The following is a 16538-nucleotide window of genomic DNA, read 5'->3' as shown; positions in this document are numbered from 1 at the left end:
TTATAGAAGAAGGGAAACTGTGACTTATGTGGGAAATTATCAAGACATCTTTACCACAACTCTTAGCAGCGGGATTTAAATATACGATTCCGTTAGCGATTATTTCATTTTTCTTTGGGCTGATTATTGCACTAGTAACAGCTTTAATTCGTCTCTCTCGTCAACGTGGCGCATTCATGATTCTTAAATGGATTGCTAGTTTTTATGTCTGGCTTTTCCGGTCAACACCGCTGCTGGTTCAATTATTTATTGTATTCTTTGGACTGCCATATCTGAGAATTAAGGGAGTCCTGCCGCATGGAATAAAATTAGAACCATTTACAGCCGGCATTATTACATTTTCACTAAACACTGGGGCTTATGCTTCCGAAACAATTCGGGCAGCAATCAGTTCTGTTCCAACTGGGCAATGGGAAGCAGGTGCAGCAATCGGAATGACGCGGTTGCAAATCTTGTGGCGAATTATCTTACCGCAAGCCTTAAGAGTAGCTTTACCGCCCTTATCCAACAGTTTTATAAGTTTGGTAAAAGATACGTCTTTGGCTGCTTCAATTACAATTATGGAAATGTTTGCCGTCAGCCAACAAATTGCGGCCGAAAACTATCAACCATTGCTTATGTATACTTTAGTAGCAATGGTCTACGCGGTCTTTACGACAGTTTTATCTTATTTCCAAGGGTATCTTGAGCGGATAGTAGACCGTCAAGTAAACGCAAATAATAGGTGAGAAAAATGAAATTAACAAATATCAATAAAAGTTTTGGTAATAAAAATGTCTTGAAAAATACCACGTTAGAGTTTCCGGCCGGTAAAACAACAGTAATGGTTGGTCCATCTGGCTCGGGTAAATCAACAATTCTCCGCTCCCTTAACTTACTAGTAATGCCAGAGAGTGGCCAGTATGATTTTGATGATCATCATTTGGATTTCAGTCAAAAAATAAGTAATAAAGATAAGTTGGCAATTCGTCAAGAAACAGGGATGGTTTTCCAAGATTATAATCTTTTCCCTAATAAAACTGTCCTTGGTAACATTATTGAAGGACCAACACAGGTTTTGAAACAGCCGAAAAAGGAAGCAATTGCAAACGCGCATAAATTACTTGCTAAAGTGGGCTTAGCAGATTACGGAGAAGCCTATCCGAATGAATTATCTGGTGGACAAGCACAGCGGGTAGCGATTGCCCGGGCCTTGGCAATGTCACCAAAGTATATCTTACTTGATGAACCGACTTCTGCCCTTGATCCAGAATTAGAACTTAGTGTGTTGAAGGTTCTATTGCAATTAGCTGAAGAAAAACAATCAATGGTAATTGTTACTCATAACATGGTCTTTGCTAAACATGTTGCGGATAAGATTATTTTTGTGGAAAACGGCGAAATTTTATATGATGGTACTCCAGACGAGTTTTTTGCGCCAGATAATCCAAATAAACGAATTAAGAATTTTATCGCCTCAATGACAATGGAAAATTTAAAATAAAGGAAGTTTAGAATAATGAAATTTTGGAAGAAAGTACTATTAACAATTGCAGCCTTAACAGTTGGTACCTCTGCAGGAATTACAGGTGTTTCTGCTGCTTCATCAGCTGTTAATTCAGAATTAGTTCATAAGGGAGAATTGACAATTGGTCTTGAGGGAACTTACTCCCCATACTCTTATCGTAAAAATAACAAATTGACTGGCTTTGAAGTAGATCTTGGTAAGGCAGTTGCTAAAAAGATGGGCTTAAAAGCTAAATTCGTACCAACTAAATGGGATTCACTAATTGCTGGCCTTGGTTCAGGTAAGTTTGATGTAGTAATGAATAACATTACACAGACACCAGAACGGGCCAAGCAATATAATTTCTCTACTCCATATATCAAGTCACGGTTTGCATTAATTGTTCCTACTAATAGCAATATCAAGAGCTTGAAGGATATTAAAGGCAAGAAGATTATTGCTGGGACAGGAACTAATAATGCGAATGTGGTTAAAAAATATAAGGGTAACCTTACAGCAAATGGCGATTTTGCTAGTTCCTTAGATATGATCAAGCAAGGTCGGGCTGCCGGAACCGTCAATTCGCGTGAAGCATGGTACGCTTACAGCAAGAAGAATAGTACTAAGGGTCTCAAGATGATTGACGTTTCTAGTGAACAAGATCCAGCTAAAATTTCAGCGCTTTTTAACAAGAAAGATACTGCTATTCAATCTTCCTACAACAAGGCACTTAAGGAACTTCAACAAGATGGAACAGTCAAGAAGCTATCTGAAAAATACTTCGGTGCAAATATTACTGAATAACTTAAAAAGATCTCCAACGTCTGTATGTTACAGTGTTAGAGATCTTTTTTGAAAGCCATAAATAAATCTATCACAGCTTTTTCACAAATTAATGTTAAATTATTATGCTAAAGTTCCCATTGGATCCCAAGGCTTAAGAACAACTGGGCTCTTAGCGTAATCACGTTTAAGGTCCTCGCTAAGGTACTTCTTATTAATAACGACTTGGTAGCAGTACTTGTCCATCCAATCGTCACTCATAACGAAGTAACCTTTATGACCGACCTTGTTCCCCCATGAGTTTTCGACTTTCCACTTGGTGGGCTTACCATCGACAAGGTCAACACCAGTGATAACCATGGCATGATCCATCATGCTTTCGCTATAATCAAGTGCTTCAGCTTTGGTCATTTCAAGATCAACGTCAAATAGTTTGTCGTAGTCATAGGTGTTAAGGGCCATAATTCCAAGTTTAGTTTCTGAATATTTAATAACATCTGAACCAAACCAAACACTTTCGCCATTCTTTAATTGTTCAATCGCAAGCTGCTTGAATTCATCCATTGGTAGGTTTAAGTGCTTGATTTCGCGGCCACCAACGACATTACCAAGCATATCAATGGTGTAAGTTTGGTGGTACTTCTTATCAGCGGTTGGGGCTTGGATGATTGAAATATAATCATCAAGCTTCCAGCCAACGTACTTCTTGAAAAATTCCTGTGGTGTTAGGTTAGTATCGCGGTGGAATTCGTTGTCCTTCTTTGTCCGATATTCGAAGTCAAAGTGACTAACTGGCTCACCAAATGTGTAAGCAAGCATCCGGTAATTCTCGTTTAACATCTTACGGCGCATTTCATCGATTGCTTCTTCATTTGCATGATCTTCGTTAATCATTTTCCGCAAAATAACGGCATCGTGACGAAGTTTGTTGTTTAAGACTTCATCAATTCCCCGTGAGTTAGAAGAATTAAATGATTCGGGCATTGCGGCTTTTGGCATAACCCCATATTTACTGATGAGGGCGCAAAGCATATCCCATTGACCACCATCATTTTGTGGTTCGTTCATTAACCATGAAACTTTTCGACTGTCGGTAGGCTTTTTAGCAGTCTTAATTACGTTTTGGTAGAAGTAATTGGATTTTTCAAACTTATCCCAGAAGAATTGGTAGGCCTGTGAAAGCTCAAAATTATCAGGTAAGTTAAATTTTTGCTGCATATCATGACGCATTGTGTTCAATGCCGCAAACATCCAACAACGACCGGATTGTTTTTGATCAGCAACGTCCCCCGTCTTGAGGTCAATAGAGAAATGAGGAGTATTATCAGCAATTGAATGCCAATTAAAGCTTGCATTCCGTACCCCGTTTTTTGTAACAGTATTTTCTAAAACACTGCTGTTAGGGTGATGACGGTAGTTTTTATGAAAACTAGCAATATCTTCTTTATTAATTGAAAAGCTCATTTGCAATATCTCCTTTGAATAGATTAAATTAACGGGCGTGCAATACCTTTGGACCTTCTGGAGTACCAACAATTACGTCGTTAACTCGATTTAAGAATAAACCAGTCTCAACAATTCCAACCATGTGGATCAATTCGTCGGCTAAGGCCTTAGGATCATCAATTTCGCCAAGGTGAAGGTCGATAATATAGTTATTTTCATCGGTACGGAACTTTTTATCTCCATCCATTCGCCAAGTTGGCTTGTAGCCCTTCTTTTCAAGACGGTCAAAGACATGTTGAGAACCGAATGGAATTACTTCAACAGGAAGGGGGAAAGCGCCAAGTTTGTGGACAAGTTTACTTTCATCGACAATCCACATTACCTTATTTGAGGCATTGGCAACGATCTTTTCCCAAAGGAGGGCACCACCGCCACCTTTGATTCCTTGGAAGTCATCACTGATTTCATCGGCCCCATCAATAGTTAAATCAATGTGGTCAACGTCATCAATATCTTTAATTGTAATTCCAAGGTCGCGTGCTTGTTTAGCAGTTCGGTTTGAAGTTGTTACGCCGATAATATCTTTGATCTTACCTTCTTGGACTTGCTTACCAAGTTCATCAACCATATATTTAACGGTTGATCCAGTTCCGAGACCGACAATCATTCCAGATTTAATGTATTTAACTGATTCCTTACCTGTTTGTTCTTTTAATGCATTTTGATCCATTAATATTCCTCCTAATTAAAGCGATCTGCAACTGGCAATAGTTGCTGATATTCTGGATGTAGTTTGAATTGCGCTACCGCATATGGACACATGAGCTTGACAGTGTAGTGTTCTTTCGTTGCATAATCTACAAATTGACGTACTAGTTCAGCTGCAATTCCTTGCCCACGGTAAGTTGGTTGCACAAAAACTCGTTCAACGACAACGTGATCATTTGTATCTGGGACTTTTGGAAAACTGATCTCGCCAATTAAAGGTTCTTGATCGTCAAAAGCAATGATACGCTGACCATCAACTCGATATTGCATATAAACACATCCTTTCATAATAATTTTCGATAAACTGCTTTTAAAAGTCAAGTTATCAAAGCGATACCATTAACTTATTATCTAGCATATAATAGTATACTGGAATAATTAAGAATAAAACACTATGAGGTGAACGTAATGAAACGTGGATTTAAGATTGTTTCTAGTAAGAAAGACCAAAACATACATTTACCCCAACGCCAAACAGCGCGGGCGGCCGGATATGATTTTGAGGCATCAGAAGATTTTATCCTGCCATCAATTTGGAAAGGTAATTTCTTAAAGGTACTTTGGCAAATTCATCAACAAAAAAAGCTAACTGATGAAGAGTTTAAGATTGCTGATTCCTGTTTGAAGCCATACTTAGTACCTACCGGCATCAAAGCCTATATGCAAGCTGATGAATTTCTCTTATTAGCTAACCGGTCAAGTGGTCCTTTTAAACGTCGCTTGATTTTACCAAATGGAATCGGCATTGTGGATGCAGACTATTATGATAATGATAGTAATGAAGGTGAAATCTTCTTCCAACTTATTAACTACGGGTTACGAGATTATCATATAAAAAAAGGAGAACGGATTGGTCAGGGAATTTTTATGCCATATTTAATCGCTGATGGTGAAGAACAACCAACTGCTAAACGGACTGGCGGATTTGGTTCAACAAAAGAATAAATAACTAGAGAGGAATTAAAGCAATGGCAAAAGTTCGAACACAATATGTTTGCCAAAACTGTGGCTATAACTCACCACGCTACTTAGGGCGGTGTCCAAACTGTGGTGAGTGGAATACTTTAGTGGAAGAACAGATAGAAACCAGTTCTGCACCAACAAAAAAAGCAACCACCACCTTAACCGGCTTAGTTGCCAAACCACAGAAAATTAATGAGATTGATAGTACAGAGACTCCTCGTGTTAAAACAAAATTGAATGAGTTAAATCGCGTTTTAGGTGGTGGAATCGTTCCAGGATCACTAATTCTAATTGGTGGGGATCCTGGAATCGGAAAATCGACCCTCCTTTTACAAGTTTCAGGACAATTAAGCGATGAGCACCACCGGGTTTTATATGTGTCTGGAGAAGAAAGTGGGACACAAATTAAAATGCGGGCAGAACGGTTGAAAGTTGCTGGGGATGATTTTTATGTGTATCCAGAAACAAATATGGATAGTATTCGGGATACTATTCGTGACCTCAAGCCAGAGTATGTAGTTATTGACTCGGTACAAACGATGCAGGCGACTGATGTAAGTTCAGCAATTGGTAGTGTGTCGCAAATTCGTGAAGTTACCGCCCAGTTAATGCAAATTGCTAAAAGTAATAACATTACGATTTTTGTTGTTGGCCATGTGACAAAGGGTGGTGCAATTGCCGGTCCAAAGATTTTAGAGCACATGGTTGATACGGTTTTGTACTTTGAAGGAGATCTACACCATACATATCGTATTTTGCGATCAGTGAAAAATCGATTTGGTTCAACTAACGAGCTTGGTATTTTTGAAATGCATACAAATGGGCTGACGGAAGTAAAAAATCCATCAGAAATCTTTTTAGAGGAACGGTTACATGATGCAACCGGGTCAGCGGTAGTTGTTTCATTAGAAGGAACGCGACCAATTTTAGTTGAAATTCAGGCGCTGGTAACACCAACCGTTTATGGGAACGCACAGCGAACTGCTACCGGTTTGAGCCGAAACCGAGTATCATTGATAATGGCGGTATTAGAGAAACGTGCTAACCTAATGCTTCAAAATCAAGATGCTTACTTAAAAGCAGCTGGGGGCGTTAAGCTAGATGAGCCAGCAATTGATTTGGCAATTGCAGTAAGCATTGCCTCCAGTTATCGGGATAAAGGAACACAGCCTACCGATGCATTTGTCGGTGAAGTAGGTTTAACTGGGGAAATTCGCCGGGTAAACCGAATTGAACAGCGGGTTGCTGAAGCAGAAAAGCTTGGCTTTAAACGAATCTTTATTCCCAAAAATAATTTAAAGGGTTGGAAACCATCAACTAATATTCAAGTAGTTGGTGTCTCGACCCTTAAAGAAGCGTTATATTTAGCGCTGGAATAAAATGAATAATTGAAAGGATGAAGCAAATGCGGCGTAGAATGATTACTCTCATTTATATTCTAGTTGGCGCGGCAGTGGGATTTTACTATTTGCCATTATTATGGGAGATTTTGAACATCGCTCTTAATCCGGCATTATTAGTATTTATCGACATTATTATTGGTGCACTTATTTTCTGGTTATTATCACTCCCATTGGTTAGCGGCACTGAAAAGTTGATTCAGCGAATTGAAAAAGAACTAACAAAGCGTAGTCCTGTATACCTTTTCTTTGGGACCTTATTAACAATTATTGGGTTAGTTTTAGCAGTTCTTATTTCGATTCCATTGTGGAGAACGAGGATTCCGGTAATTAATAATATTTTGCCGATCCTTCTAATGATTGTCTTTAGTTATTTTGGTTTTCGAATTGGTACGACGCGGTTAGATGATTGGCGCAAAGCATTTACCCATGCTAAAAGCAGTAAAACTGATGGGAGAAATGTAATTGAACGTCAGGATGATAATTATCATCATTATAAAATTCTAGATACGAACATTCTGATTGATGGTCGCATTTATGATTTGGTCAAAACAGGTTTCTTAGAAGGAACATTACTGGTACCTAATTTTGTTTTATATGAATTGCAATATATCGCTGATTCTGGCGAAAGTATTAAGCGTGTGCGTGGGCGTCGTGGTCTTGATATTTTAAACAAGTTACGGAAGGAGAAAATTGTCCCAATTGAAATGTATGATGGGGACTTTGAAGATATTCCAGAGGTGGATAGTAAATTAATTGCCCTCGCTAAAAAAGTTGATGGGGTCATTGTGACTAATGATTATAACCTTAATAAAGTAATTCAATTCCAAAACGTTCAAGTACTGAATATTAATAACTTGGCGAAGTCATTGCGGCCACGAGTTATCCCAGGCGAAACGATGACTGTTGTTGTCGTGAAAAAGGGAACTGAAAGACAACAGGGTGTTGCTTATCTTGACGATGGAACGATGGTGGTTGTTGAAGATGGTCGTTACTTTATGGACAAACAAATTGAAGTTGAAGTAACGAGTGCTCTTCAAACAGATGCCGGCCGAATGATTTTTGCCCGCCCTCTCCATTCACAACGAGGAATTGACGAGCATACAGATGAACATAAAGAAAAACGAAATAATAAAGATAAGAAAAAATAATAAAGAATGGCTGTGAAGAGAAATAGAGTTTTCTTACTTCCAGCTATTTTTTAAACAAAAAAGAAGCAGCTCGGGAAAAAGCTGCTTCTTAGGGAGTATTACGATAATCTTGGGGGAGATTTCGTAAAAAAAGAAAATATTTTTTTCGGTTACTATTGGGAGGAGTAATTGAAAAATAATAGGTTTCATTGATGTAGTAAAGTTCATCTTTACTACGATATATATAATAGCAGTAGAATGTGAAGAAAGTATGACCAAATGGTAAATAATTTGTTGGATGCAAATTAATATCATCAGAAATGCTATTCTAATACGGAATGTGGTAAGATTAACTGTACAAATTAATTCTTTATTAATGATTTTTAAGGAGCGGATAGACATGCTAACAATTTACAATACGTTAACAAGAAAAAAAGAAGAATTTAAGCCATTGCATCCAGGCGTTGTTAACATGTATGTCTGTGGTCCGACGGTTTATAATTACATTCATATTGGAAATGCGCGCAGTGCGATCGCTTTTGACACAGTCCGACGTTACCTTGAATTTAAAGGGTATGAAGTAAATTATGTTTCTAACTTTACGGACGTTGACGATAAGATGATTAAGGCAGCTGCCGAGCAAGGGATTACCGTTCCACAATTAGCGGAGAAGTATATCAATGCTTTTATGGAAGATACCGCAGCAATTAATATTGAGCCAGCTACTCTTCATCCCCGGGCAACAGAAAACATTACCGAGATCATTAAATTTGTGCAAGAATTAGTAGAAAAAGGATATGCTTACCCTAAAGATGGCGATGTTTATTATCGTGCACGAAAGTTTAAACACTATGGACAGCTTTCTGGACAATCACTTGATGACCTTGAAGTTGGGGCAAGCGAACATGTTAGTGCAGCTGAGGTTAATAAGAAGGAAGATCCGCTCGATTTTGCTTTATGGAAAGCAGCGAAGCCCGACGAAATTAGTTGGGATTCACCATGGGGAAAAGGGCGTCCAGGATGGCATATTGAATGTTCGGTGATGTCCACTAAGTACTTGGGAAAGACAATTGATATTCATGCAGGGGGACAAGACCTTAAATTCCCTCATCATGAAAATGAGATTGCCCAAAGTGAAGCAGAAACAGGTCAAAAATTTGTTCGTTACTGGATGCATAATGGTTTTGTAACAATTGGAAAAGACAACGAGAAGATGAGTAAGTCTCTCCATAATTTCATTACTGTTCATGAAATTATCAAGGAAGTAGATCCTCAAGTTTTACGTTTCTTTATGGCGACTACTCAATACCGGCGTCCAATTCAATATAGTCAGGCAAACCTAATCGATGCGCAAAATAATCTTAATCATATTCAAACAGCTTTTGATAACTTGACTTATCGTGAACAAGATGCCGATGAAGGAGATGTTCAAGAAGTTACTGATCGGCTTGATCAATTCCATCACCAATTTATTACGGCGATGGATGATGACATCAATGTCCAAAACGGGATTGCAACAGTTTACGAATTAGTTAAATATGCAAATGTTTATGCTCAACAAGATAATGTTAGCTTAGGTGCCATTCAAGCAATCAAAAAAGAACTCGTTGAATTGATGAGTATTTTTGGCATTAAACTTGAAACAAGTGACAATCAAATTAATGATGAAAAGATCAAGCAATTGATTGAAGAACGAAATGTAGCACGGAAGAATAAAGATTTTGCGCGAAGTGATGAAATTCGAGACAACCTTAAGAAACAAGGAATTATTCTTGAAGATACTCCTCAAGGAACGCGCTACAAAAAGGAATAGAAAGGATCCTTATGGTACAAGCAGATTATCGACAACTTAATGGAATTGCTTTGGCTTATTTAGGGGATGCAGCTTATGAGGTTTACATTCGTCAGCATCTTTTAACCAAAGGAATTAGCAAACCAACGAAATTGCAGCATATTGCTACCCACTATGTTTCAGCAAAAGCACAGGCAGCTCTTATTGACTTGATGAAAGAAGACGAGTTATTGTCAGATGAGGAATGGTCGTATTTCAAACGTGGCCGAAATGCTAACAGTCATACCCATGCTAAAAATACATCAGTCATGACTTATAGGATTTCCACCGGATTTGAAGCGGTGATGGGTTACCTTAAATTAGCTGGTAAAGAAGAACGATTAGCCGAACTAGCGCGATGGTGTATCGAACAAGTAGAAGCGGGGCGAACAGCACATGAAAAATGAGAATACGGATTTTATTATTGGTCGGCATCCGGCTGTGATGGCACTAAAATCTGATCAAGAAATTAATAAAGTTTTTATTCAGTCGGGGTTAAAGGCAGATGCTATTTCTCAGATTGTTAAATTAGCAAAAGAACGCCACTTAGTAGTATCGAATGTTCCTAAGAATAAATTGGACTTGATGACTGACCGGCAAAATCACCAAGGGGTTGTGTTAGCTGTAGCAGCATACCAATATGCAACTATTGATGACCTCTTTGATAACGCGGCTAAGCATGACGAAGACCCCTTTTTCCTTATTCTTGATGAACTAGAGGATCCACATAATTTAGGTTCAATCATGCGAACAGCTGATGCCGCTGGTGTTCATGGTATTATTATTCCACGTCGGCGAGCAGTAGGATTAACTTCAGTGGTTGCCAAAACATCTACGGGAGCAATTGAACACGTGCCAGTTGCCAGAGTAACAAACCTGGTTCAAACTGCTAAAGAATTGCAAGAACGAGGCGTTTGGCTGTTTGGTACTGATATGAAAGGAAAAGATTACCGAACATGGGATGCGCATGGTGCCGTCGCTTTAGTTATCGGTAATGAAGGTAAAGGAATTTCATCCTTGTTAAAGAAAACTTGTGATGAAATGCTAACAATTCCAATGGTTGGGCATGTTCAAAGTTTAAATGCGAGTGTGGCGGCAAGTTTGTTGATCTACCAAGGCTTTAACTCTCGTCATCCTTTAAAATAATTTTGATTTTATTGCTTTTAAACCTTGATTCGTGCTAACCTAAGTACTGTGTGGAGGTGATAAGTATGTCCCAGAAAAAAGTAGCATTGGAATGTACAAAGTGCGGTGCGCGTAATTATACGATTACCGCTAACCCTCAACGACAAGAACGATTAGAATTACGTAAGTTCTGTAAACATTGCGGTGAATATACTATTCATCGTGAAAGCAGATAGTGGAGGAAAATATGCACTTAATTCGATTTATTAAGAGTGTTAACCACGAAATGAAGCTAGTTGTATGGCCAACAGCTAAAGAGAATCGTCGTGATACGACTATTGTTGTTTCATTGACTCTGTTCTTCGTACTATTCTTTGCTCTGTTTGATTGGTTAATTCAATTAATGATGAAACTCTTTGTTTAACATTAGTAGTCAAATAGAAATTAGTTTGTTATACTAAACCTAAGGGAACTTCGTAGCTATTACGAAGTTTTTTATTTTACTGAAAAATGATTTGAATTATGATAGGAGGATTCATCGTGGAATCACATGAAAAACGTTGGTATGTGCTCCATACTTACTCTGGTTATGAAAACCGGGTTAAGAGTAACTTGGAATCACGGGCTCAATCAATGGGAATGGAAGACTACATTTTTCGAGTAGTTGTTCCTGAAGAAGAAGTTCGCCAGGTTAAGGACGGTCAAGCAAAAGAGACAATTGAAAAGACATTCCCAGGCTATGTTTTGGTTGAAATGGTAATGACTGATCAGGCTTGGTACATTGCTCGTAATACTCCCGGCGTAACTGGTTTCTTAGGATCTCACGGTGGTGGTTCCAAACCAACCCCATTGCTTCCCGAAGAAGTTGATCGGATTATGAAACGGATGGGAACCGAAACAACTGTTAGTGACATTGATGTTAAGGAAGGCGATACTGTAAAAGTTATTGCGGGATCCTTTGCAAATATGACTGCCAAGGTTGTAGAAGTTGATCATGAAAAGCAAAAGATTAAGGCAACTGTTGAAATGTTCGGCCGTGAAACGGCTGCTGAATTAGGCTTTGATCAGATTGATACATTTTAGTTGATTTAATGTTTTGAAAATTGTTGAAATAAGTTGAGAATTGTGGTATGTTTTCTAAGTATGCTATTAACATACTGTGGGAGAGGTAAAACTTACTGCCTCATCATGACCACAACACGGACTAAGGAGGTTTTGTCTCGTGGCAAAGAAAGTAGCTAACATTGTCAAGTTGCAAATTCCTGCCGGTGCCGCTACACCAGCTCCACCAGTAGGTCCTGCGCTTGGACAAGCAGGTATTAACATTATGGGCTTCACTAAGGAATTCAACGCACGGACTGCAGACCAAAAGGGTATGTTGATCCCAGTTGTAATTACTGTATATGAGGACCGTTCATTCGACTTCATTACTAAGACGCCACCTGCTGCTGTCTTACTAAAGAAGGCCGCTGGTGTTGAACATGGTTCCGGTGAACCTAACACAAACAAGGTTGCTTCAGTAACGAAGGACCAAGTTAAGGAAATCGCTGAAACTAAGATGCAAGATCTAAACGCAGCTGACGTAGAAGCAGCTATGCGCATGATTGAAGGTACTGCTCGTAGCATGGGCTTCACTGTTGAAGACTAATTACTAGCAGTCGGGATGCACTATGAAAATAGTGCACCCACGTGGGAGGTATAACTCCGTTAGACCACATTTGCAAGGAGGAAAACACAAGATGGCTAAAAAACGTGGTAAGAAGTACCAAGACGCGCTCAAGAAAGTTGACAGCAAGAAAGAATACGCTGTTAAAGACGCTGTCCAATTAGTAAAAGATATTGCCTACGCTAACTTCGACTCTACTATCGAAGTAGCATTTAACTTAAACGTTGACACAAAGCAAGCTGACCAACAATTACGTGGTGCCGTTGTTTTACCAAACGGTACTGGTAAGGATCAAACAGTTATTGTTTTCGCTAATGGTGAAAATGCTAAGGCTGCTCAAGAAGCTGGTGCTGACTTTGTTGGCGACGATGATTTAGTAGAAAAGATTCAAGATGGTTGGCTTGACTTTGATGTTGCAATTGCAACACCAGACATGATGCCTAAGGTAGGTCGTTTAGGACGTGTCCTTGGACCTAAGGGCTTAATGCCAAACCCTAAGACTGGTACTGTTACAATGGACGTAGCTAAGGCTGTTTCTGATGCCAAAGCTGGTCAAGTAACTTACCGGACTGACCGTGATGGTAACGTTGCTGTACCATTCGGTAAGGTTTCATTTGATACTGACAAGTTAGTTGAAAACTTGGCTACTTTAGAAGATATTGTGGCTAAGGCTCGTCCAGCTTCAGTACGTGGAACATACATCAAGCACGCTTCCATTTCTTCAACATTTGGACCAAGTGTTACGCTTGATTTAACTACATTTTAATTTGAATTAATTAAAATTAACAAGACTTTGAGTTTATTGCTCAAAGTCTTTTTTTATCTTAATTTTTACTTCACAATAGGGATTGCTTGTGATATATTATTAACCAATGATAAAATGATTAAAAAATAATTAGAGTTTATCATTTAAGTTTAAAACTAATTAAGGAGTGACGACAATGACACAATTTAAATTTTCAAAGCGTGTTCCAGCAGATGGTACGGATGCGGTTGGTGCAATTTTACAAGCAGCGGCGGATCCTAAGATTATTTCGTTTGCTGGAGGATTGCCGGCACCCGAATTGTTTCCTGTTAAAGAAATGAAAGCTGCTGTTGATAAGGTTTTTGAAGAACATGGTCAAGAAGCGATGCAGTATGGAGCGGCGAAGGGAGTCACAGCTTTACGTGAGGTTATCCAACAACATGTAAAGGAAAAAGAAAATGTGGATTCCGAATTAGACAATGTTTTAGTAACAACGGGATCAGAACAAGCCTTAGATTTAGTGGGCAAGGCTTTTGTTGACCCTGGTGATACTGTATTAGTTGAACAACCAACATACTTGTGTGCTTTAGATGTTTTTCGTTCTTACGGTGCTAATTTTGCTAGTGTTGAGATGGATGAAGATGGGATGAAGATGGATGCTTTAGAAGAAGCACTAAAGGCGAATCCAAATACCAAACTCATCTATACTGTGCCAAACTTCCAAAATCCAACTGGACGAACAATGACTGAAGAACGACGAAAGCAGTTAGCTAAATTAGCAGAAAAATATGATGTATACGTACTAGAAGATAATCCATATGGTGAAATTCGTTTTGCTGGCGAGCACGTACCAGCAGTTAAGGCTTTTGATAAATCGGGCCATGTCCTTTACATGAGTACATTTTCAAAGACATTAGCACCAGGATTTCGTTTAGGATGGTTGGTTGCTGATGAAGATGTGGTTAATAAATTGACGGTCCTTAAGCAATCAGCTGATCTCCATACAGATAATTTAGCTCAATTCGCGGTTGCCCAATTCTTTGCTGATAACGATGTGGATGCCCATGTTAAAGAAATTAGTGCTTTATACGGCAAACGCAAAGATTTAATGCTTGATGGAATTAAAAAATACTTCCCAGAAGGAGTTACATATACGGATCCTGAAGGTGGCATGTTCTTGTGGGTAGAAGTTCCTGGGGTTGATGATACAGTAGAATTATTTAAGGAATGTCTTGAGCATGATGTAGCCTTTGTTCCAGGTGACCCGTTCTTTGCTGGTGAAGTTCAACCTGGTGCTTTCCGTTTGAACTATTCAAATATGAAAGAAGACCAGATTGAAGTTGGTTTGAAACGTTTAGGAGCGGCTTTAACAGCTGCAGTTAATAAGTAATTATTTCAGCCATTAATAAATACAATCCTAATAAAATTAAATGATGATGGGAGCAAGACAGAAGAACTCCCGTAAGCAATAATAGGCCTCTACCGCTTGGTATTACCAGGCGTTGGAGGCCTTTATACTGTACTATTTGTCACTTGTGAACGTAATCTAACATCTGTCCAATCTTTTTAGTCATTAAAATGTAGTAAGTTAATACATACTCCCTCTGTACTTTGAGTTAATTGTGATTATAATTATATTAATTGCTGAAAAGTTTTAAATATTCGGGTTTCTGGCTGTCTAATTGGGATAGTAATAAGCATTATCAGAAATTTTTAAGGGAAAAGGAGTTTTTGATAATGTCAATGATAGATTTCACTAATACAGAAATGGCAGTAGCCGTTATTTTTACTTTAATAATAATGTTTGTAATATCCTTTGCAGTTAGTTTTTTATTTTGGTTGATTTACCACCAAAATATGAAAAAAGGATAATTATAGATGGTAATTATAATTTTTACGCTTATTTGGGGGATCGCGCTGTTTATATTTTTGGTTTATTCATTGATTAGTCTGCTATTTCGGATGATTTCGTATCCTCGGGACTTTTATCACTTTGCAGGAAACCAGCGACCAGCTAAAATTGACCGTAATTTACAATATTATGTTATTGTTCCATGTTTTAATGAAGCAGCAGTTATTCAACGAACAATCAAATATTTGTTGCGATTTAAGCAATTTGAAATAGTGGTAGTAGACGATGCTAGTAGTGACGATTCAGTTAGTCAGATTAAGCAGATTGCTAACTCACGGGTCCACCTTTTGCGACGGCATCTCCCTAACGCGCATACAGGCAAGGGGGATGTATTGAATTTTGCCCTAGATTATATTTGTCAGATAACTATTCGTCAGCGAGTTCCCTTTGAAAAGGTTATTATTGGCGTAGTAGATGCGGATGCCCAATTAGCTGATAATGCTCTGCAACGATTAAATGCCTATTTTTCCTCACCAAGGACGAATATTACTCAGATGCGAGTTAAAATGTACCCACATTTTAAAAATTGGTTGCAGGTTTTACAAGATATTGAGTTTTTTAGTATTAATCATATGGCCCAAATTATGCGAATGTATACTAAAACAGTTGGTTTAAGTGGGAATGGTCAGTTTTTTCGACTCAAACCAATTATTGATAAAATTGGTGCGCATCCATGGGGCAATGCGCTCTTAGATGATTACGAACTAACAATAAAAATGATGCTGAAAAAATTGCATGTTGATTATATGACAGATACATATGTTTACCAGGAAGCATTAACGTCCCCTAAAAGATTTGTTCGTCAACGAAGCCGGTGGGTACAAGGTGATTTAAATTGTCTTAAGTATCTTCCCCAAATTATTAAAAGCCGCGTTTTAAGCAGGACACAGAAACTTGGTATATATTATTTCCTACTTCAGCCATGGCTTAATTTTCTTGCGGATGTTGCGATTATCATTTTAACGACGATTACCCTTACTCACTGGCATAATCTTTATGGTCACTTGACGCTTATGACCTTTTCATTAGTGATGGCCGGCTTGGTAGTCTTTTCGTTATTTTGGGGAATAATATTTGGGATATTTTACTATCGTGACTTAGTCCACTACCATGAACCACCTTTAAAAAAGCATCAATTAGTCTTATTACCGCTTGGGATTTCCTATATGTATGTTATCTTATTTTTTAGTATTATAATGGCTTATTGGCGGTGGAGTTTTCGCCAAAATTCGTGGATAAAAACGGAACATGGAAAAAATGTTTCTTAAATAGCGGGGAGATAT

General features: G+C 38.4%; 20 protein-coding genes. 17 read left to right on the top strand and 3 right to left on the bottom strand.

All coding sequences use genetic code 11. From position 1 onward, the window contains the following. Positions 1-26 precede the first annotated feature (26 nt). From LMB57_RS05210 to LMB57_RS05200, 3 genes are read left to right on the top strand one after another with little or no spacing between them, the layout of a single operon-like run. A complete protein-coding gene (locus LMB57_RS05210; RefSeq protein WP_229271004.1) occupies positions 27-728 on the top strand; it encodes an amino acid ABC transporter permease in 702 nt (233 codons plus the stop codon). A gap of 5 nt (positions 729-733) precedes the next feature. Further along, complete coding sequence (locus LMB57_RS05205; protein ID WP_229271003.1) at positions 734-1483, top strand: amino acid ABC transporter ATP-binding protein; 750 nt, start codon at positions 734-736, stop codon at positions 1481-1483. 15 nt (positions 1484-1498) lie between these two features. Next, on the top strand, positions 1499-2290 hold the full coding sequence (locus LMB57_RS05200) for a transporter substrate-binding domain-containing protein (RefSeq protein WP_229271002.1): 792 nt from the start codon (positions 1499-1501) through the stop codon (positions 2288-2290). A gap of 102 nt (positions 2291-2392) precedes the next feature. On the opposite strand, the gene LMB57_RS05195 is transcribed toward LMB57_RS05200, so the two are convergent. From LMB57_RS05195 to LMB57_RS05185, 3 genes are read right to left on the bottom strand one after another with little or no spacing between them, the layout of a single operon-like run. After that, a complete protein-coding gene (locus tag LMB57_RS05195) occupies positions 2393-3733 on the bottom strand; it encodes a C1 family peptidase (protein WP_229271001.1) in 1341 nt (446 codons plus the stop codon). Positions 3734-3761: 28 nt separating this feature from the next. Continuing rightward, positions 3762-4445, bottom strand: a complete 684-nt coding sequence (rpiA, locus tag LMB57_RS05190) for a ribose-5-phosphate isomerase RpiA (RefSeq protein WP_003666281.1) — start codon at positions 4443-4445, stop codon at positions 3762-3764. An 11-nt stretch (positions 4446-4456) separates the two neighbouring features. Next, positions 4457-4753, bottom strand: coding sequence for a GNAT family N-acetyltransferase (locus LMB57_RS05185; protein WP_229271000.1), 297 nt, complete (start codon positions 4751-4753; stop codon positions 4457-4459). Positions 4754-4891: 138 nt separating this feature from the next. On the opposite strand from LMB57_RS05185, the gene LMB57_RS05180 reads away from it, so the two are divergent. The 14 genes from LMB57_RS05180 (at position 4892) to LMB57_RS05120 (ending at position 16523) form a co-directional block, all read left to right on the top strand. Continuing rightward, on the top strand, positions 4892-5428 hold the full coding sequence (locus LMB57_RS05180; RefSeq protein WP_229270999.1) for a dCTP deaminase/dUTPase family protein: 537 nt from the start codon (positions 4892-4894) through the stop codon (positions 5426-5428). A 23-nt stretch (positions 5429-5451) separates the two neighbouring features. Beyond that, entirely contained in the window at positions 5452-6825 is a 1374-nt protein-coding gene (gene radA, locus LMB57_RS05175; RefSeq protein ID WP_229270998.1) for a DNA repair protein RadA, read from the top strand. A 17-nt stretch (positions 6826-6842) separates the two neighbouring features. After that, positions 6843-7997, top strand: a complete 1155-nt coding sequence (locus LMB57_RS05170) for a PIN/TRAM domain-containing protein (protein ID WP_229270997.1) — start codon at positions 6843-6845, stop codon at positions 7995-7997. Positions 7998-8376: 379 nt separating this feature from the next. Beyond that, positions 8377-9789: a cysteine--tRNA ligase gene (gene cysS / locus LMB57_RS05165; protein WP_229270996.1), complete on the top strand. Its 1413-nt coding sequence runs from the start codon at positions 8377-8379 to the stop codon at positions 9787-9789. A gap of 11 nt (positions 9790-9800) precedes the next feature. Then, the gene (locus LMB57_RS05160; protein WP_229270995.1) at positions 9801-10214 is read left to right on the top strand and encodes a Mini-ribonuclease 3; all 414 of its coding nucleotides are present in this window, start codon (positions 9801-9803) and stop codon (positions 10212-10214) included. Next, the gene (gene rlmB / locus LMB57_RS05155) at positions 10204-10953 is read left to right on the top strand and encodes a 23S rRNA (guanosine(2251)-2'-O)-methyltransferase RlmB (RefSeq protein ID WP_003667343.1); all 750 of its coding nucleotides are present in this window, start codon (positions 10204-10206) and stop codon (positions 10951-10953) included. The genes LMB57_RS05160 and rlmB overlap by 11 nt, the downstream gene beginning before the upstream one ends. Positions 10954-11018: 65 nt before the next feature. Continuing rightward, positions 11019-11168, top strand: coding sequence for a 50S ribosomal protein L33 (gene rpmG, locus LMB57_RS05150; protein ID WP_003666293.1), 150 nt, complete (start codon positions 11019-11021; stop codon positions 11166-11168). A gap of 11 nt (positions 11169-11179) precedes the next feature. Continuing rightward, complete coding sequence (gene secE, locus LMB57_RS05145; protein WP_003666294.1) at positions 11180-11356, top strand: preprotein translocase subunit SecE; 177 nt, start codon at positions 11180-11182, stop codon at positions 11354-11356. 116 nt (positions 11357-11472) lie between these two features. Beyond that, on the top strand, positions 11473-12015 hold the full coding sequence (nusG, locus tag LMB57_RS05140) for a transcription termination/antitermination protein NusG (RefSeq protein WP_003666296.1): 543 nt from the start codon (positions 11473-11475) through the stop codon (positions 12013-12015). Positions 12016-12154: 139 nt separating this feature from the next. Further along, positions 12155-12580: a 50S ribosomal protein L11 gene (gene rplK, locus LMB57_RS05135; RefSeq protein ID WP_003666299.1), complete on the top strand. Its 426-nt coding sequence runs from the start codon at positions 12155-12157 to the stop codon at positions 12578-12580. A 91-nt stretch (positions 12581-12671) separates the two neighbouring features. Next, positions 12672-13364, top strand: a complete 693-nt coding sequence (rplA, locus tag LMB57_RS05130) for a 50S ribosomal protein L1 (RefSeq protein ID WP_003666300.1) — start codon at positions 12672-12674, stop codon at positions 13362-13364. 175 nt (positions 13365-13539) lie between these two features. Continuing rightward, complete coding sequence (locus LMB57_RS05125; RefSeq protein WP_229270994.1) at positions 13540-14733, top strand: aminotransferase-like domain-containing protein; 1194 nt, start codon at positions 13540-13542, stop codon at positions 14731-14733. Positions 14734-15080: 347 nt separating this feature from the next. Next, positions 15081-15215: a hypothetical protein gene (locus LMB57_RS09795; RefSeq protein ID WP_263862822.1), complete on the top strand. Its 135-nt coding sequence runs from the start codon at positions 15081-15083 to the stop codon at positions 15213-15215. A 6-nt stretch (positions 15216-15221) separates the two neighbouring features. Continuing rightward, positions 15222-16523: a glycosyltransferase gene (locus LMB57_RS05120; RefSeq protein WP_229270993.1), complete on the top strand. Its 1302-nt coding sequence runs from the start codon at positions 15222-15224 to the stop codon at positions 16521-16523. Positions 16524-16538: the final 15 nt, after the last annotated feature.

It is taken from the genome of Limosilactobacillus secundus (assembly GCF_020784695.1).
In the GTDB taxonomy this organism is placed as follows: domain Bacteria; phylum Bacillota; class Bacilli; order Lactobacillales; family Lactobacillaceae; genus Limosilactobacillus; species Limosilactobacillus reuteri_F.
The sequence above is the reverse complement of the archived record's forward strand: the minus strand, read 5'-3'. Positions and strand labels throughout refer to the sequence as shown.